This is a genomic window from Paenibacillus sp. 37 (assembly GCF_008386395.1).
Classification (GTDB): Bacteria; Bacillota; Bacilli; order Paenibacillales; family Paenibacillaceae; genus Paenibacillus; species Paenibacillus amylolyticus_B.
Genome location: NZ_CP043761.1, coordinates 6801957 through 6818535 on the forward strand (window position 1 = coordinate 6801957; position 16579 = coordinate 6818535).

Here is a 16579-nt window from a genome sequence, read left to right on the forward strand (position 1 = left end):
TCATCCCTTTGTTATGACTCATTCATTCCGGCACATGAGACTTCATATATACACCCTTTTTATAAACGGACTTAATGGTAAAGTGTACACCCAGCTTGCGATTCGTCCGATAGATGAGCGAGTTAATCTCGTCGATCCCTACCGCTTCACTCTCCAGCATGCTCCGCTCTGGCCACACCTGAGCCACAATCTGTTCCCTTGTCACAAAGTGGTCAAGTTCGCTATACAGCAGCTTGAACAGCTGATATTCCTTCTTGGACAGCGGAATCTCCACTTCACCAATCTGCACGGTCTGCAAATGATCCTGCAAGCGTACACCCTCACCCAGCAGATCCGACACACGATACTCCCTCGTCTCTCCAAGATCCCCTTCAGCGCGAAGCTGAATCAAGCCGTTGACGAGCGTCAGGCTGTCTCCTTCGCCAAACGGATATTTCTCATAGGGAACGAGGCGCTGCCCGTTCAGTTCGGTTCCATTTTTGCTATCCAGATCCTCAATCCATAACTGTTGCTGTACATCATAATGAATGCGGCAATGCCGCTTCGATATCATCTGATTATAAACAGACAAGTCCAATTCACTACCGCCTGTGTAACGTCCCACCGTAATGGAGCGACCCTGGCTTACATAAGCGAACGAGCCGTCACTTTCCTGCCCTGGCGTACGAATGACGATTTTTGCCGTCTCCCGCATGTTATTCTCCCACCTTCAACGATCACTCGATCTCTATATACATCTCGTAAACAATAATGATAAGATCATCAGATTTGTTCCATTGTTTGCACCGCTATAGTTCAATATAGTGGTATACAGGAACGATTTATATTTGTTCTACTCACTCTACTATACCAGACGTTGTGCTTTTTTTCTCATGACGGCCGGATACCCACTTTAGCTCATTCAACAAGAGAGGTACCTTTCCATGAACAAAAAAAACATTTTCATATACGTATTGCTCGCCTTTGCCCTGTCCATGACATTAACCGTGCTCTCCCGTATGAACGATGATGGCGGAGAATCACTGAAAGGCACATCAGCTGCCGAAACCTCGTGGTTACAAATGAAGATCCAGCCCTAGTCTACTCTATTATAACGTGATCTCCGCGCAAAACGTTTCACGAATGTCATAATAAGCTATGGCATCGAATCCAAATTAAAACAATTCAATAAGGCCCCAGATTGCTGGTCACAGCAGCCCGGAGCCTTATTTTGGATTGTAAAACAATACCGAAAGTATAGATGATTGCATGACTTCAATCATAAACTGCCCGGCACGCAGATGGATTTCAGCCATTTGTGCTAGTGACATTTTTTAGTTTTGTGATTTTGGTTTCCTCTCCACCTTTCAACCCAACAATTTCTCCATTTAATCACGGTATTAAGGGGTAGAGTATAGACACTTGCAAGTAGATTTCTGTTAGGTGCTTTTCGATTATCGAGGAACGACTTTTCTGGAGGATTATATAACATAAATTTAACTCAAATTATAAATAATGTTAATCATATGTCATTCATGGTTTCATTTTCTTTGATATACTTTCTGCTAGGTCTATGAAAGGAGATCATAGGTGAAAAAAGAGATTGGTGTATTGATGTTGTCATGTATCGTTTTTCTTTCAGGATGTGGTGGATCAGGTAATCCCGCATCGGTTATGCAAGGTTCGGGTGAGTCCCCGAGTAAACAAGTAACAACACAGCAAAATAATGAGTATTGTTCTCTAGAACGTACAAGTTTGGATAGTGAAACTGAAAAATATTTCTATGGAACTTGGAACGTTGAGAAGCTTTTAGGATTTGCAAATTCATATAATGATGCCTCAGAATATCCAACAGGTCAAAAATTTATTGGTGATGAAATAATCATCAAAAAAGACTTATTTTCATCAAAAGGAATTAAAAACTACAGTAGATATCAAACTGAACTAAGAAACCCATTATATGAGTTTACAGCGACCTGCAATAATTCAGATTCTTTTTATAGATTATATAAATTAGATATTCCAAACTTAAATAAAAATGATGTCGTAAAAGCAATAGGTGTAAGTAATCCTTCTACAAAAATTAGTATACCTGTAAGTTTAAGTTTTTTTGTTGTTAATAACGAGAAGCTTATCTTGTTATCAGAGGCAACTATCTTTGAGCTTAAGAAAATCTCGGATAAAATAAATTAAGGTTATGTGATTAGTTTCGTGCTAATTTCCAGGAGAGATTCCCTATAATTGATTCTGAAAATTCCTGTGAATATAATTTTCAAACCAGAAAGGGCCTTGGACAGCTCCAGTTTTTTTGAGGAGGCTATGTAAATGTTAATTAAAGTATTTAAGGAATGGTCGGACCAAAATAATGGTCGAATTGAAATACTTGCTCCTACTGGGAAAATGACTGCTAGGAATAAATTCAAACCAGGTGCATCCGAAGATAAAATTAAAGAGCTTTCGGAGTATTTTTCTACTCCTTTACCTCCGGATTACATAAGCTTTTTACAATTATGTAATGGAGCGTCCTTGTTTGAAGACCCTGAATATGGCGGGGAGAGCCTCTTATATTCAGCCCAAGATGTTATACATTACAATGAAGCATCAGATAATAAGATTGTAGTCGCCAATATTCTTGATGATCGAATCCTAATTGATTTAGAGCTTTGGAGTTCAGGTGATGAGCAATATCTGTTGCTTTGTGAGAGTTTATATTCTGTTGAACATACGGGATCTTTTTACAGTAACTTTGAGACATGGTTAGAACGGTTTATAATCTCTCAGGGCGAGAAGTTCTGGTATTGGAAAACAAAGCGTAGTTTTGAAGAATAAAAGATATGATCAGTAGTCTGACCCGTAATTATAGCTTAATTTGCGGAGGTGTGCGTATGCTCGATGAAAGAGAGATTCAAATTAAAGAGAGGATACAAGAAAGGTACGATATTACGGAGCAAATATATTCAGCTTGGTTTACTGAAAATCCCGCGATGCTTTTACCGAAAAATAGATTCTACCAAAAGGAAAACATAGAAAAGCACAGGGCCATCTCATATCTGCTAGACAGAGGATTTATCGTTGCACAGCCCGTAGAGAATGACCCGGAGACAGTTGCAGTAACTATAACCCCTGATGGCATAGACTACTATGAGCAAGGATATCTTAATGGAAAAGCAAACGGCTTTCAAGTCGTCGCTGAGATTAAGAACAAGGATTAAATTGAGGAAGGACTCCGGATTTGAAATACTTCTGGAGTCCTTCCATATAGTTCAAATAAAAATATACATCAGTAAGAGCAGTAGTTTAAGCCTCTCCTTACAGGGTGCCCCCCCCCTCCTCGTAATACATTGATAACATATCATGCGCTGAAAGTAGAATCATTATATCAATCTTGTTCATCCTCCGGCATAGTCGGTTCGTCGTCAGGCTTCGCTGTCTCTCTGGAATGTATTTCCTCCATCCGACTCGACACCTTCTGATACAGGTAAGAGATGCCCAGCAGCAACACACCGAAGCTGAAGTAGGCAAAGATTTTGCTGCCCGAGGTTAGCATCCCCACATCATAGAACACCATCTTACCCGTAGCGAACAACGTTAGGCCAAGGCCCAGACGCCGAATCATGACATATTTTCTACGGAATCCATAGGCAATATAGAGAATCGCGAGCAGCAGATAGATCAGGCTGAACATCAGCCCCACATCACCCCACTGGAACTGGATCGTCAGGAATACGGTGATGACCCCTAGCAGATATACCCCTGCGATAACCGGGTACCATTCAATGCTCTTGAACTGCCCGCGGATGCCTGCAATCAGCAGATCCCTTCCTGCAAAGAATACCCCTACGTTAAAGATAATTAGCACCAGCAAACCAACAATCTCTGCCGCTGTATGCTGCTGAACTTCCGGCTGAAGCGCTGGCATGGTTAAGGTGACAGCCAGTGCAATACAGCAACCAATGGCATGCAGGAAAGTGGTATACATCTGTACGTATGGATCACGCAACAACTTCACTTTGCTCAATCCATAGGCCAATGCAATGGTCAGCGCTGCAAACATGAGCAGCTTGTAGAACATGTATAACAGGAACGTCCCATCCACAGCTCTGGTATACAATTCATTCGATTCATACAGCACGTATAACCACAGATTGGCGAGTGTCACATACTTGAATCCGTTCAGGAAGCCCAGCTCCAGCGGGCTGTAGTTGAATCTCTCCCTGGCAGATGAGCTGCTGTGAACTGCCCAGGCATAATACAGTGTAATCAGCAGGGTACCCAGCGTAATGCTGGAGTATTTTAACATGAAGTAAGAACGTTCCCCGATGAAGAATAGCGCCAGCAGGTCATAGTACACGAAAGTGATTAGACATAGAAGCACAATGCCCCATCCGGCACGTTCCACCGATTTGAGCCGTTTCAGATGTCCAAGCGTAACCAGCAGAACCCCTTCAATTAACCAGCCCATCGATAACCACTTGGCCCCGAACTGGAACGGAATAATCAGAATGGCAAAGGTCAGGGAAGTGATATAGAAGAGCAGAATGGTCTGTTTCTCCTGAGCCATATTGCGCTGAACGAATCGTGCGAGACCAAGATATACCAGGCAGAAGATTAATGCCAACAAGCCCTGAGCATCATTCCAATCCGCCACATCAAATAACACGTATAACATCAGGCAACTGATGGTCGTATTCATAGCCAGCAGAGCGAAATCCCACCAGGTTAACTTCATCCGATGTTTGAACGGATATGCCAGTGTAATGCCCAGATATAATGCAAACGTCACAATGGAATACAACATGCCAATCTTCTCACTTGGCGACAGCCACAAGAGGATAAGCATGGATGGTGTGTTGAACAGGAAACTGATATAGTGCACTACCGGCCACCGTTTGCCAAACGAAATGAACACAATAATGCCGTTCAAGAGCAGCAGATAGATCATGGCTACATAGACAGCAGTGCCCTCAAGTCCGAACGAGAACATATAGGAGAATAGCGGAAGATATCCGCCTACCAGACCCAATGAACATATGGTCTTCGACTGATACCTTAGGGACAACAATACGGAGATTGCCGAAACCAATACAGACAGGGCAAGTCCCGTATATAACCCGATAATATGCAGCAAAAAGTAACTATAGAAGATGGACCCGAACAAGACGGAGATCCCACCGCCAAGCAGGCCCATCGCAAACGTCTGCTTTTTACGGCGGAACAGCCACTCTCCTCCAGCAAGCATCAGAGCACCAAGCAGGAAAAAGGCTCCGCTCTTCATCTCGTCATTAAACCAGGTCGAGTACGAGTATTGGAACGCTGCTCCAACCCCCAGAATGAGGAGCAGGATGGCTACTTTGTTGATCCAGCTGAGTCCAATCTTCATCTCCATGCGATTCTGCTTGATCCGGCGTTGAATAGTCTCTTCGCTTAATCCCTCCTCCGCCATCTGCTCATATCCACGCTCCATGTGCCCACGCAGAGCCTCTTCTCTCTCCTGTACGGCCCGCTTGTGCGATTCAATACGCTCATTCACCTCTGCCGCAAGGTAAGCAATCCTTTCCTTCACCTCGTGTGAATCCTCTTGCAACTCCTGTGCTGCCTGGTTGTACAGCGCGTTCAGGCTGGATTTGGTTCGATGTTCATGAGATGCAATTCGATCGTTATGTACCGCTGTTTTTCCTTGAAAATACGTCTCCATCTTCTCCCGCGATACCCGGATCAGATTAAGCTTCTCATCCAACATCTGTTCAGATAACGCCATGCGAAGACGTGCATTCTCTTCTTCCATCTTGCGCGAGCGAAGTTCGAGCTGTTGCAGCTTGAGTTTGTGAGCTTCATACTGTTCCTGTAACTGTTCATTCTGAACGATCAGATCATCGGATTGGTATTCCTGGAGCAGGGCATGATACTCCTTCGCCAGCTGTTTCTGCTGCTCCTGAACCTGCCCAAGCCGTTCCTTAAACTCCTTCATGAGCTTCCTCCGTTGGTTGATGTTTAATCTTTTCCCTATATTTTACTATATGTATGCCATAAAAAGAGGTTTAAACATTAGATATATCTGTGCAATATTTCAATCGAAGGATCTCAAACGCAAAAAAAGCCGGGAAGCAACCGCTTCTCCCGACTTATATTCATATGAGCATTTTGCACAAGAATGGATCTTAGGCCGCATCACTCGTCTCCGATTGGTCGGCTGACTCGGGCTCAATTATCTCAGTCGCATCCGGGTCCAGCCAACTGGCGATCATGCCACGCACATACTGCAGATCGTCCTCCGACAGATCGTAGTACCATGTGCCACTGCGCGTTGCACCCTCACCCTTCAGCATGTAATTGCTGATCGTTGGTATGCTATCTTTCATATATAAGGACTCGGCAAATTTCACGATAAAGTCCGAGGTCATGTTGGTTGTAAAATTCGATCCGGCAATCTGGATGACGTCCGGGATCTTGGTCAGATTTTTGACCTCCAGCGCACGATTCATGAAGGCACTTAGAAAAATCCGGTGACGCATCGTACGATTGAAATCGGAATCTTCCCGGTAACGCACATATCCAAGCGCTTCTTCACCGCTATAGATCGGTTTATTCGCTTCAACAAACAGCTTCTCATGAATTTTGAGCTTGTTCTCAATATTTTTTTTGATCGGCAGTTCAACGCCACCCACCGCATCAACAATATCCTTGAGCCCATTAAAATTAATCGCGGCATAGAAATCCACTTTGTTCCCCAGCAAATTCTCCACCGTATCCATCGCCATCTTGGCTTCACCGTGGGCATATGCTGAGTTGATCTTCGACTTCACATCCCGGCCGACAATCTCGGTATAGGAATCACGTGGAATGGACAGCAGCAGCACTTTATTGTCTTCTGGACGCACGACGGAATAGATGATGGTATCCGAACGGCTTGGTTCATTATCGCGTTGGTCAATTCCCAGCAGCAACAATGAGAACGGGTCGGTATGTTCCACGACAGGGGCATCCTTATCGCCAGCTGGTACAAAGGAGTCATCCAAGGCTTCCTTCACCGTAGCTGAAGCGAACAAATTAAAGGCAAACACGACGAGTTGCTTTTGATAGATAAATCCGAGTCCTCCGAGCACAAGCAGCACACTTAGGGTGATGATCAATGGCTTCTTCCATTTCTTCTTCGGTTTCTTCGGCTTCCGTCTTGTTAAATGTGCAGCACTGTTTTCCATCATATCTCCTTTAATAACGGGTTCTTAGAATCATTTAACTATATTAATAACACGTTTTCAATAGATTACGTTATAATCTGCTATACATAAACAAGCATAAAGGGAGCGATAAAGGATGGAGTATCGACGTTTGGGCAATAGTGGTTTGCGTGTGTCGGCACTGGGGCTCGGCACCAATGCGTTTGGTAAACGCGCGGATGAAGCAGCTTCTACCCGCATTATTCATGCAGCGATGGATCAGGGCATCAACTTTATCGATACCGCCAATATCTACGCAGGTACGGAATCAGAACGCATCATTGGACAGGCTCTCACAGGTCGTCGGGAAAACGCGGTGCTTGCGACCAAAGCCGGACTTCCCCGGCATGACGGTCCCCATGGGCGGGGTTCCTCCCGCTACCACCTGCAACAAGAGCTGGAACATAGCCTGCGGCGCCTGCAAACGGATTATGTGGATCTGTACCAGATCCATACTTTTGATCCGCATACACCGCTGGATGAGACACTGCGCACACTGGATGATATGGTCACTTCCGGCAAAGTCCGTTACATCGGAGCCTCCAACTACGCAGCCTGGGAGCTGATGAAAGCTTTAGGCATCAGTGAACAGAAAGGTTATGTGCGCTACATCTCCACCCAAACCAGCTACTCTCTGGCAGACCGTACACCCGAGCTTGAACTGGTACCGATGTGTCTCGATCAGGGTGTAGGCGTTATCCCGTATTTCCCGCTGGCAGGTGGTATTCTAACCGGTAAATATAACGGACAGACTAGTGTGCCTTCTGGTTCCAGAGCAGACACCGATCCGTCCTTCAACCGTTTCCTGCTGGAGCATAATATCCAACTGAGTGAACAAGTGAGTGCTAAAGCTGCCTCATATGGATGCTTCCCGAGTGTTCTGTCGCTCGCATGGCTACTGACACGTCCGGCTGTATCTACAGTGATTGTGGGCGCTACACGCACCGAACAGCTGGAACATAATCTGGCTAGTCTGGACATGTCACTGCCCGATGAGCTGTTGGCCGATCTGGACCAGATCAGTGACTCTTTCCGTCGCCGCGAGCCGTTTGCGTCCTATCGAATCGATTGAGCAACCGAAATAGACCTCCCGACAAGATGAAGTCAGGAGGTCTATTTGTATTTTACAGAGGGCTATAATTATTAATAATCAGAAAATTTTCCAGTTCCACTACATTCTGTAGTTTAATACATTAAAAAAAGATATATTACGGATCAACTCTCTGTTTTTTGGCGAAGAAACTCTTGCATAATCTCCAAATACTCTCCCTTACGTTCATCCAAAGTTTCGAAAAATGCCTTGTCCGATTCCTCGACCAGATGAATTCCCTCCACAGCCAATCGGGTTCCCTCTTCCGTTGTTGTAATAATATTGGCACGCGTATCTGTCTGATGACGAGCGCGGGTAATTAATCCCCTTTTTTCAAGCGCACGTAGAACCTGAGAAGTCACGTTAACATCCACCTTGGCAAACTGAGCAATTTGAACCTGAGTAACTCCTTTGCCTTCCTCATCGTGTTCATTGAGCCACAAACAGGCGTGCAATAATACAAATTGAGGTTGTGTCAGTTCGAGGGGCTCCAGCACCCTGCGTACTTCCTTTTGCCACATGGCTGTAACTTGCCATAACAGATATCCCGGGCTTTCTTGTGCGTTTTTATACCGTGAGCTTGTCATCTCATACCTCCATGATGTGCGACCTTATGCAACAGAATATGTACCCGTCAGTCAATGAAGTAAAATCCATTATTCATATAACGATGATGGAAACATATCCGTTGCAACTCTGTGTGTTCTTTCTCAAAAAAATGATTAGCGCGCAGGGATAAACTGCTTCACCCATTGTCCGAATCCTTGCGGATTGCGGCTCTGTATAAGAATGGTTCCTTCACCCCGGAACCGACATACCAGTCCTTCTCCACTTGTAACACTGGATAACCAGCCCTGTGAAGCTTTCTCAATACGGTAATCTACATAATGTGGCCATGCCACCAAATGGGCGTTATCCACGATCATTTCTTCACCTGCTGCCAGATTAATCGCATGGATGGCACCATAGGAAGACAGAAATACAGTTCCACGTCCGCTGATCTCAATAATGAAGAAACCTTCTCCCGAAAAGAGACCTTTTTTCAGGTTTTGCATTTTGGTATTCACCTGGATGCCCTCGGTTCCTGCCAGAAATCCGTCTTTCTGCACATAGAGTGAATAGGAACCGTCTAATTCAACAGCTTCTACATCACCCATGCTTGAAGGTGAGAGCAGAATCTCTGCCGACCCACCCGCAGCCGTCAATTCCTGAAAGAAAAACTTCTCTCCGCTCAGCATCCGACCGAACCCGGCAAACATCCCGCCTTCTGCTGAACCCTTCAGTTCAACCGTAGGCGTCATGGATACCATCGCACCACTTTCGGCCTTGAACCGCTCTCCCCGCTGCAAATGTACCTTGAGCATTGCAAAAGCACCATCATATAAAATCTCATAGTTCACGGTTGCACCAGCTCCCTATTGTCAGAGTTAAAATCGTTGAGTCCATTGTCTTCCAGAACTGCTGATTTGTCTCCGTATTCCTTCACAATATGTTGATCTCCCCAATTACAGAGCGCATTGAGAATTGGTTCAAGACTCCGCCCGTAATCACTCAATTCGTATTCTACTTTGGGAGGGACCTGATTATATACGATTCGGTTTACGATTCCGTCGTTTTCAAGCTCTCTCAGTTGCTGTGTTAACATTTTCTGTGTAATTGCGGGCATAATACGCTTGAGATCACTGGTTCGTCTTTTCCCATGTGTCAGATGGCAAAGAATCACGCATTTCCACTTGCCACCGATCACTTCTAGGGTAGCTTCAACCGAGATGTTATATTTTTTTCTAACCATAACTTGCTTCCTCCCTGATGAATTGGATTACATCCGTCGCATGCTGTATAGGCACCAAAAAGTACGTAGGGTACTAAAAAGTACGTACTATTCAATCTATACCGAATAACTCATAATAGCATTTGCCGGTACGTAAATCTACATTCGGGGGAGTTGAGCAAGAAATGTTACAAGATTCAAAGCGTAGCACGTGGGCACTGCTAGCACTGGCCATTAGTGCATTCGCGATCGGTACCACAGAATTTATCAGCGTTGGGCTACTGCCCCTCATTGCAGATGACCTGGGCATTTCCGTAACTTCAGCGGGACTGACCGTTACTTTATATGCATTGGGCGTTACCTTTGGAGCTCCTGTTCTGACTTCACTGACGTCTACCATATCACGCAAAACGCTATTGCTTGCCATCATGATAGTCTTCATTGCAGGTAACACGATGGCTGCACTATCAACGGGCATCACCATGTTACTCATTGCACGGGTAGTATCCGCTCTGGCACACGGGGTGTTCATGTCCATTGGCTCCACGATTGCAGCCGATCTGGTGCCTGCCAACCGTAGGGCGAGTGCCATTGCCATCATGTTCTCCGGTCTAACCATTGCCACAGTAACCGGTGTACCTCTGGGTACACTTATCGGTCAACATTGGGGCTGGCGCGCTGCATTTATCCTGATTGTTGGGGTTGGCATCATTGCAATGATCGGAAACCTGATACTCGTGCCATCCACGTTGAAGCGAGGAACACGGACGGCATTTCGGGATCAGCTGAAGCTGGTTACAGGTGGACGCTTGCTGCTTGCTTTTGCCATCACTGCTGTTGGGTACGGAGGAACATTTGTTGTGTTTACGTATCTGTCCCCGTTGTTGCATGATATTAGCGGTTATTCCGAGAAAACAGTAGCGTTCATTCTGTTGTTGTACGGAATAGCCATCGCTGTTGGCAACATCATCGGCGGCAGAGCAGCCAATCGCAACCCGCTCAAGGCGCTCTTCTACATGTTCATCATTCAGACCATCATTCTGGGCATCATGTACTTTACGGTCCCATTCAAGTTGGCAGCACTACTTACCATTATGGGTATGGGTCTGCTCGCCTTCATGAATGTGCCTGGTCTTCAGATGTACGTTGTAACCTTGGCTGAACGATATGCACCACAGGCCAAGGATGTAGCCTCAGCCTTTAACATCGCCGCATTTAATGCAGGGATCGCTATAGGTGCCTATTTGGGTGGCGTGATCAATGATTCCATCGGTTTGATTCACACGACATGGGTCGGTGCCTTGATGGTTCTCGTAGCTGTAATCCTGACCGTTTGGGCTAAAATGCTGGAAAGCAAGGATCAACATGCATCAGTCGAAATGGAAAAAGCTTCGTTCTAATTTCCATTCCGACCATGGGTCTCACTCTTATATATATCAGTTCCAGCCTTCAAGGGGAACCGGTTTCACACGGTATTTTATTATACTATAATACGTTGAACCCAATTTGATCTACTATGATTTAATTTTGTATGATAAAACAACAAAAATTCAGCTTAATATGACTGATTTTTACACACTTTAAGGAGGAAATCTCATGACAACAGCTCAAACCGCACAACATTTACAATCCACAGTAACTCTGCATAACGGTGTTTCTATGCCTTGGTTCGGACTTGGTGTATTTAAGGTAGAAGAAGGATCTGAACTGATTGAAGCCGTGAAAAATGCGATCAAACATGGATACCGCAGCATTGATACTGCTGCAATATACGGCAATGAAGCCGGTGTGGGCCAAGCGATTGCCGAAGCTTTGCAAGAAAACAACCTGAAACGCGAAGAACTGTTTGTTACATCTAAAGTATGGAATGCAGACCTCGGATATGAAGAGACACTTGCTGCTTTTGATACAACCTTGAACAAACTGGGACTGGAATACCTGGACCTGTATCTGATTCACTGGCCTAAGGCCGGCAAATACAAAGCAGCCTGGAAAGCAATCGAGGAACTGTACGCAGCCGGCCGTATTAAGGCCATCGGTGTGAGTAACTTCCAGATTCATCATCTCGAAGACCTGATGCAGGATGCCAAAGTGAAACCGATGATCAATCAAGTGGAATACCACCCTCGCCTGACTCAGGTTGAGCTTAAGGCTTTCTGTGAAAAGAATGGTATCCAGCTTGAAGCTTGGTCGCCTCTGATGCAAGGTCAGCTGTTGGACAACCCAGTGCTCACGGCGATTGCTTCAGCCAAAGGCAAATCGGTTGCACAAGTAATCCTGCGTTGGGATCTGCAAAATGGAGTCATTACCATTCCGAAGTCCACCAAGGAACAGCGGATTATTGAGAACTCCTCCATCTTCGACTTTGAACTTTCAAATGAAGAGATGGATCAGATCAGTGCTCTGAACGAAGATGTACGCGTTGGACCTGATCCGGACAACTTCGATTTCTAATGAATAACCTTTTTGGAGACTGCTTTGTTTGACATAACATAACGAAAAACCACCGGACCAGGAGCCGGTGGTTTTTCGTTATATTCTCTTCCCTGTAGCCAAGACCCGCTAAAACTGCACGTTTCAATTCAAAATGTGGTAATCCATTTTTTAACTATTGAACCTGCCACAATGCAGGGACATTGGATGGTTCCCACCCAGGCAAGGAGGTGTGGGCCTGCAAACATTTATACGTCTTGCCGCTATACGTGACCAGTTGTCCTACAGTATAGGCTGTATTCGCCTGCCAGGCGGAAACGCCCGGATTTGTCGTTCCTGCTGCCGTTTTCACAGTCACCGCATTGCTCGTAGCAGAAACATTACCCGCCGCATCCTTTGCTTTTACCGTAAATGTATATGAGGTATCCGCTGCAAGCCTGCTGATCGTTGCTGTCGTTCCAGTCACGGATGTTGCCAGAGCCGTTCCATTGTACACATCATAACCCGTTACACCCATGTTATCCGTAGATGCCGCCCAGCTCAACGTTATGCTGGATGCCGTTTGCGCTGTCGATGCCAGGTTCGTCGGTGCAGTTGGCGCTTGCGTATCACCTCCCGGCTGAGTCGTGGTGCTTACGGTTACAGCATTACTGGCTGCAGACAGATTACCTGCCGCATCTTTTGCTTTGATCGTGAAAGTATAAGAAGTCCCTGCGGTAAGCCCATTGATCGTTGCAGTCGTTCCGTTGACGGAGGCAGCAAGATTGGCACCATTGTAGACGTTATAACCGGTAACCCCTACATTATCCGTTGAAGCATTCCAAGCCAGTGTCACCGAGTTTGCCGTTACGCCTGTCGAACGGGCATTACCGGGTACGCTTGGCGCCGTCGTATCTGCTGGAGGCACTGTACCTCCGGTAGGCAGATCGGCTTTCAGTTTATTTTGGAGTGTTTTGTTCCGGTCACCGCTAAGTTCCCAGAACATCGCTCCGCCAAGTCCTTTGCTCTTGATATAAGCGGTTTTATATCCAATAGACTCCGCATCGTCATAGCTAATAAAACGCTTGTTGGTTGCATTATAGAGATATGGCACTTTGGCCGTGTCATTCCAGTAACGTGTGTACCCGTTTTTGTTAATGTAGTTGGTCTCCAGATCATAGAAGTCAAAGGAACCTGCTTCCCATGTTCCAACGGAGGAACCTCCCGTACAGATCTGATACTGGCCATTGCTCGCCTGTGCGCATCCATCCCAGCCGCGGCCATAGAATGGAACACCAAGCACAAGTTTGGCGGCTGGTACCCCGGCATTCAAATGCCCTTGTGCTCCGGCAGCCACATTAAATGTATTGGCATCCGGTACCCCAGCAACTGATGCCGCAGGGTCATAGTTCAACGGCGCGTTATGCGCGCTGACTTTTTGCCAAGCCCCGTTAAAATCGTATGTCATAATGTTAATCCAATCGACGATGGAAGCTATGTTGGCAAGCTCTGTATTCGCAGCATAGGTGGTCGATGCACCGCTTGCAATCGTAAGCAGATACTTCTTGCCGTCCACAGCTCCGGCAGCATCCAGCTTCTCACGGATTTTGCTCAGAAGCAGCGTGTAATTTTGCTTATCCTCCGGACGTTTGCTGTTACCATCAAGTCCCCCTGATACCGGGTACTCCCAATCCAGATCCACCCCGTCAAAATTGTATTTGCGCAGGAAGTCGACGGCAGAGTTCGCAAATACCTCCCGTGTTGCAGCAGTCGCAGCCACATCAGAGAAGCGATTGGACCATGTCCATCCTCCGACGGAGATGATCGTCTTCAGATTAGGATTGATCTGTTTCAGCTTGTTCAGCTGATTGATATTGCCTGCAATGGGCTGATCCCACGTATCCCCTGCAAATGTCTTGCCGGTATCAATCCATGGATCGCCAAGCACGATCGTGCCATTCGGTACATTGATTGTCTGGCTCTTCTCATTCTGACACGTCCAGGTCACCGGGTTAGGGCCCGAAGGGTCCGGATTTCCATGAACACCATTCCAGCAAATATCGGCAAAAGCATAGTTGATATGCGTGACTTTGGTTGGGTCGATATCCGTTACATTATAGTTTCTCCCATACGCAGCCCATGACGGGTAGTAACCAACAATTTTATAAGAATCTGCAGCTGCTGCCGTAGCGGGTTGGAGTACAAAAGAAGGAATAATAACAGATAAGAGCAGGGATAGACCCAGGAGAAACTTTGCGGTTTTCTTGAAAGCAGTGTGTTTATTTAAATGTATCATCTAATACACAACCTCCTTTGTCGTTTGCGTACTCAGCCCGTTCAGGAACGGACGATGTGCGCTCGAAAACTGGTTATTCGTATATGCGTCCCAGTTGATTGACCAGGTCATAATCCCTTTTATCCCCGCATAACCCGCAGGCTGGCGCAAAGTATAGGAACCGCCGTACGACACACCTTTGATTAGGTAGTTCAGCGCCTTCTGCAGTTCGGCTGCCGTGGTATACCCGCCCCCGGCAGCCTGTTGGGAGGCCGGTACGCCGATCGCAATCTGGTCCGGTCGCAAGGCACTAAAGAAAGTGCCTGTGCTGCCGCCTACATGAAAGCCTTGAAGCAGCATCTCCGCCATGGCCACATGGAAATCAGCTGTTCCTTGCGCGTAAGAGCGTCCATCCAGCCCCACCATGGAGCCCGTGTTATAGTGCTGCACATGAAGCAGGGTCAGGTCATTACGCAAGGCATGGATGACTGGCAGGTAAGCTCCCCAAGGGCCACCGTAGCTCAGATATCCACCCTGTACATAGGCCGTCTCCGGCGCAGCCGTCAGGATGAAATTGGCGCCGAAGTGTGACTTAACCGCTTTCACGCCTTGGATGAGGTTAACAATTTTTGGTGTAGTTGGACTACGGAAATCGGTATCCCCTGCATTCAGAGACAGGGAGCTTCCTTCCAGATCGATATCCAGACCATTGAAACCATACGTAGAAATGATTGATTTTAATGAATCTTCGAATTGCTGTCTCTTGGTCGCGTCGGTGAGCTCAATGGTACCGTTGGCTCCCCCCATGGATAGCAGTACTTTTTTCCCTTGGCTTTGCAGATAGGCAATATCAGATTTGAATTCGGCTACCGTCACATTGTATGGAGTAAAAGCAAGCGTTCCACTGCCATGTGAAATCGGTTCGGCAAAGGAGACATTAATGACGTCATAGGCTGTTGATACATTACGAAGTCTGATATTCGTTGAACCATTATCGAAGTTGTGCCAGTAGCCGATCAGCCATTTGCTGCTGATTGGCCCAGGATTGGAAGATCCGTTGGAAGTTGTCACACTGAGGGAGGTGCTCGCAGCGGATATATTGCCTGCGGCATCTTTGGCTTTTACCGTAAAAGCATAAGTCGTGCTGGCTGTCAGTCCAGTGACTACAGCTGTTGTAGTTGAAGTACTTGTCACAAGAACGCCGTTCCGGTACACCTCATACCCCGCTACGCCCACATTATCCGTGGATGCATTCCAGGAAAGACTCACGGAGGTGTTCGTGATGGAGGATGAAGTCAGACCCGCTGGAACAGAAGGTGGTGCCGTATCTGGCGTTGGCGTTTCCCCTCCCGAACCTTCCCTGACGTATTTCCACAACGCGGGCACAACAGAGGGCTCCCATCCGGTCAACGCCGTGTGGGCTAGAATACACTCATAATCTTTATTTTGATATGTTACGAGGTCTCCATTCTGGTATGCAGTGCCTGCCTGCCACTGGGCGGCGGCATCGGCTCTCGGTGCAAACCACGTAATAAGTAGAAGAAATGCCAAAGCAAATGTAATGACTGGGCGGAATCGAACAGCTTGATTCAAGCAAAATCCCTCCTGTACTAAGGATACGTTCACCTTGCAAACAAAACTTCAATAGTCCACCTGCATCTGATCTGTGATCGATTAGAGCCAGCCTCATTCAGCCATCTGATGTTGCGTGTCACTTCACTCCCTTCCCTTACCAAAATGGACCTTCCCTCTCGTGTTCTTTTTTTGCAGGTACCATCCAAATTTTACAGGGAATTTACAGATCCTCACCCTGTATTTAATCAGTAAAATGCAAA

The 16579-nt window shown here is 46.4% G+C and carries 16 protein-coding genes and 1 pseudogene; 7 read left to right on the forward strand and 10 right to left on the reverse strand.

Annotation, left to right across the window (positions count from 1 at the left end; genetic code table 11):
- Positions 1–22 precede the first annotated feature (22 nt).
- On the reverse strand, positions 23–694 hold the full coding sequence (locus tag F0220_RS29155; protein WP_105600432.1) for an FHA domain-containing protein: 672 nt from the start codon (positions 692–694) through the stop codon (positions 23–25).
- Positions 695–923: 229 nt separating this feature from the next.
- On the opposite strand from F0220_RS29155, the gene F0220_RS32685 reads away from it, so the two are divergent.
- The 4 genes from F0220_RS32685 to F0220_RS29170 all read left to right on the forward strand — a co-directional run bounded on the left by F0220_RS32685 (position 924) and on the right by F0220_RS29170 (position 3191).
- Positions 924–1079, forward strand: coding sequence for a hypothetical protein (locus F0220_RS32685; RefSeq protein ID WP_017691624.1), 156 nt, complete (start codon positions 924–926; stop codon positions 1077–1079).
- Between the two features lie 490 nt (positions 1080–1569).
- A complete protein-coding gene (locus F0220_RS29160; protein ID WP_105600433.1) occupies positions 1570–2172 on the forward strand; it encodes a hypothetical protein in 603 nt (200 codons plus the stop codon).
- Positions 2173–2304: 132 nt separating this feature from the next.
- The gene (locus tag F0220_RS29165; protein ID WP_091012456.1) at positions 2305–2808 is read left to right on the forward strand and encodes an SMI1/KNR4 family protein; all 504 of its coding nucleotides are present in this window, start codon (positions 2305–2307) and stop codon (positions 2806–2808) included.
- 56 nt (positions 2809–2864) lie between these two features.
- On the forward strand, positions 2865–3191 hold the full coding sequence (locus F0220_RS29170; RefSeq protein ID WP_105600435.1) for a hypothetical protein: 327 nt from the start codon (positions 2865–2867) through the stop codon (positions 3189–3191).
- 167 nt (positions 3192–3358) lie between these two features.
- Here F0220_RS29170 and F0220_RS29175 read toward each other — a convergent pair whose 3' ends face one another.
- Together F0220_RS29175 and F0220_RS29180 are read right to left on the reverse strand one after the other, a co-directional pair.
- Positions 3359–5947 carry a DUF2339 domain-containing protein gene (locus F0220_RS29175; RefSeq protein WP_105600436.1) on the reverse strand — a complete coding sequence of 863 codons (2589 nt, stop codon included), beginning with the start codon at positions 5945–5947 and terminating at the stop codon, positions 3359–3361.
- 190 nt (positions 5948–6137) lie between these two features.
- A complete protein-coding gene (locus F0220_RS29180) occupies positions 6138–7181 on the reverse strand; it encodes an LCP family protein (protein WP_308737350.1) in 1044 nt (347 codons plus the stop codon).
- Between the two features lie 112 nt (positions 7182–7293).
- Between F0220_RS29180 and F0220_RS29185 the strand changes: the two genes are divergently transcribed.
- Positions 7294–8268 carry an aldo/keto reductase gene (locus tag F0220_RS29185; RefSeq protein WP_105600438.1) on the forward strand — a complete coding sequence of 325 codons (975 nt, stop codon included), beginning with the start codon at positions 7294–7296 and terminating at the stop codon, positions 8266–8268.
- A 143-nt stretch (positions 8269–8411) separates the two neighbouring features.
- Here the strand turns inward: F0220_RS29185 and F0220_RS29190 are convergent, their stop codons facing one another.
- From F0220_RS29190 to F0220_RS29200, 3 genes are all read right to left on the reverse strand, one after another.
- On the reverse strand, positions 8412–8873 hold the full coding sequence (locus tag F0220_RS29190; RefSeq protein ID WP_036612197.1) for a MarR family winged helix-turn-helix transcriptional regulator: 462 nt from the start codon (positions 8871–8873) through the stop codon (positions 8412–8414).
- 135 nt (positions 8874–9008) lie between these two features.
- A complete protein-coding gene (locus tag F0220_RS29195; RefSeq protein ID WP_017691614.1) occupies positions 9009–9686 on the reverse strand; it encodes a TIGR00266 family protein in 678 nt (225 codons plus the stop codon).
- Positions 9683–10078 carry a winged helix-turn-helix transcriptional regulator gene (locus F0220_RS29200; RefSeq protein ID WP_017691613.1) on the reverse strand — a complete coding sequence of 132 codons (396 nt, stop codon included), beginning with the start codon at positions 10076–10078 and terminating at the stop codon, positions 9683–9685. Before F0220_RS29200 ends, F0220_RS29195 begins: the two co-directional genes overlap by 4 nt.
- Before the next feature lie 164 nt (positions 10079–10242).
- On the opposite strand from F0220_RS29200, the gene F0220_RS29205 reads away from it, so the two are divergent.
- Both F0220_RS29205 and F0220_RS29210 read left to right on the forward strand, forming a co-directional pair.
- Positions 10243–11457 carry an MFS transporter gene (locus F0220_RS29205; protein WP_105600440.1) on the forward strand — a complete coding sequence of 405 codons (1215 nt, stop codon included), beginning with the start codon at positions 10243–10245 and terminating at the stop codon, positions 11455–11457.
- A gap of 196 nt (positions 11458–11653) precedes the next feature.
- Positions 11654–12511: an aldo/keto reductase gene (locus F0220_RS29210; RefSeq protein WP_105600441.1), complete on the forward strand. Its 858-nt coding sequence runs from the start codon at positions 11654–11656 to the stop codon at positions 12509–12511.
- Positions 12512–12665: 154 nt separating this feature from the next.
- On the opposite strand, the gene F0220_RS29215 is transcribed toward F0220_RS29210, so the two are convergent.
- The 4 genes and pseudogenes from F0220_RS29215 to F0220_RS33460 all read right to left on the reverse strand — a co-directional run.
- A complete protein-coding gene (locus F0220_RS29215) occupies positions 12666–14765 on the reverse strand; it encodes a glycosyl hydrolase family 18 protein (RefSeq protein ID WP_105600443.1) in 2100 nt (699 codons plus the stop codon).
- Positions 14766–16043, reverse strand: coding sequence for a chitinase (locus F0220_RS29220; protein ID WP_223200023.1), 1278 nt, complete (start codon positions 16041–16043; stop codon positions 14766–14768). It abuts the gene before it with no gap.
- Positions 16040–16132 carry a transposase family protein gene (locus F0220_RS33455; protein ID WP_223199812.1) on the reverse strand — a complete coding sequence of 31 codons (93 nt, stop codon included), beginning with the start codon at positions 16130–16132 and terminating at the stop codon, positions 16040–16042. The genes F0220_RS29220 and F0220_RS33455 overlap by 4 nt, the downstream gene beginning before the upstream one ends.
- Positions 16125–16370 (reverse strand): annotated as a pseudogene (locus tag F0220_RS33460) (carbohydrate-binding protein); the annotation flags it as partial. The gene F0220_RS33455 and the pseudogene F0220_RS33460, both read right to left, overlap by 8 nt.
- Between the last annotated feature and the right edge of the window lie 209 nt (positions 16371–16579).

Coding starts and splice junctions, on each gene's coding strand:
- F0220_RS29170 (WP_105600435.1), top strand. CDS start 2,865: ATGCTCGATGAAAGAGAGATTCAAATTAAAGAGAGGATACAAGAAAGG.
- F0220_RS32685 (WP_017691624.1), top strand. CDS start 924: ATGAACAAAAAAAACATTTTCATATACGTATTGCTCGCCTTTGCCCTG.
- F0220_RS29180 (WP_308737350.1), bottom strand. CDS start 7,181: ATGATGGAAAACAGTGCTGCACATTTAACAAGACGGAAGCCGAAGAAA.
- F0220_RS29155 (WP_105600432.1), bottom strand. CDS start 694: ATGCGGGAGACGGCAAAAATCGTCATTCGTACGCCAGGGCAGGAAAGT.
- F0220_RS29190 (WP_036612197.1), bottom strand. CDS start 8,873: ATGACAAGCTCACGGTATAAAAACGCACAAGAAAGCCCGGGATATCTG.
- F0220_RS29210 (WP_105600441.1), top strand. CDS start 11,654: ATGACAACAGCTCAAACCGCACAACATTTACAATCCACAGTAACTCTG.
- F0220_RS29185 (WP_105600438.1), top strand. CDS start 7,294: ATGGAGTATCGACGTTTGGGCAATAGTGGTTTGCGTGTGTCGGCACTG.
- F0220_RS29200 (WP_017691613.1), bottom strand. CDS start 10,078: ATGGTTAGAAAAAAATATAACATCTCGGTTGAAGCTACCCTAGAAGTG.
- F0220_RS29205 (WP_105600440.1), top strand. CDS start 10,243: ATGTTACAAGATTCAAAGCGTAGCACGTGGGCACTGCTAGCACTGGCC.
- F0220_RS29215 (WP_105600443.1), bottom strand. CDS start 14,765: ATGATACATTTAAATAAACACACTGCTTTCAAGAAAACCGCAAAGTTT.
- F0220_RS29165 (WP_091012456.1), top strand. CDS start 2,305: ATGTTAATTAAAGTATTTAAGGAATGGTCGGACCAAAATAATGGTCGA.
- F0220_RS29175 (WP_105600436.1), bottom strand. CDS start 5,947: ATGAAGGAGTTTAAGGAACGGCTTGGGCAGGTTCAGGAGCAGCAGAAA.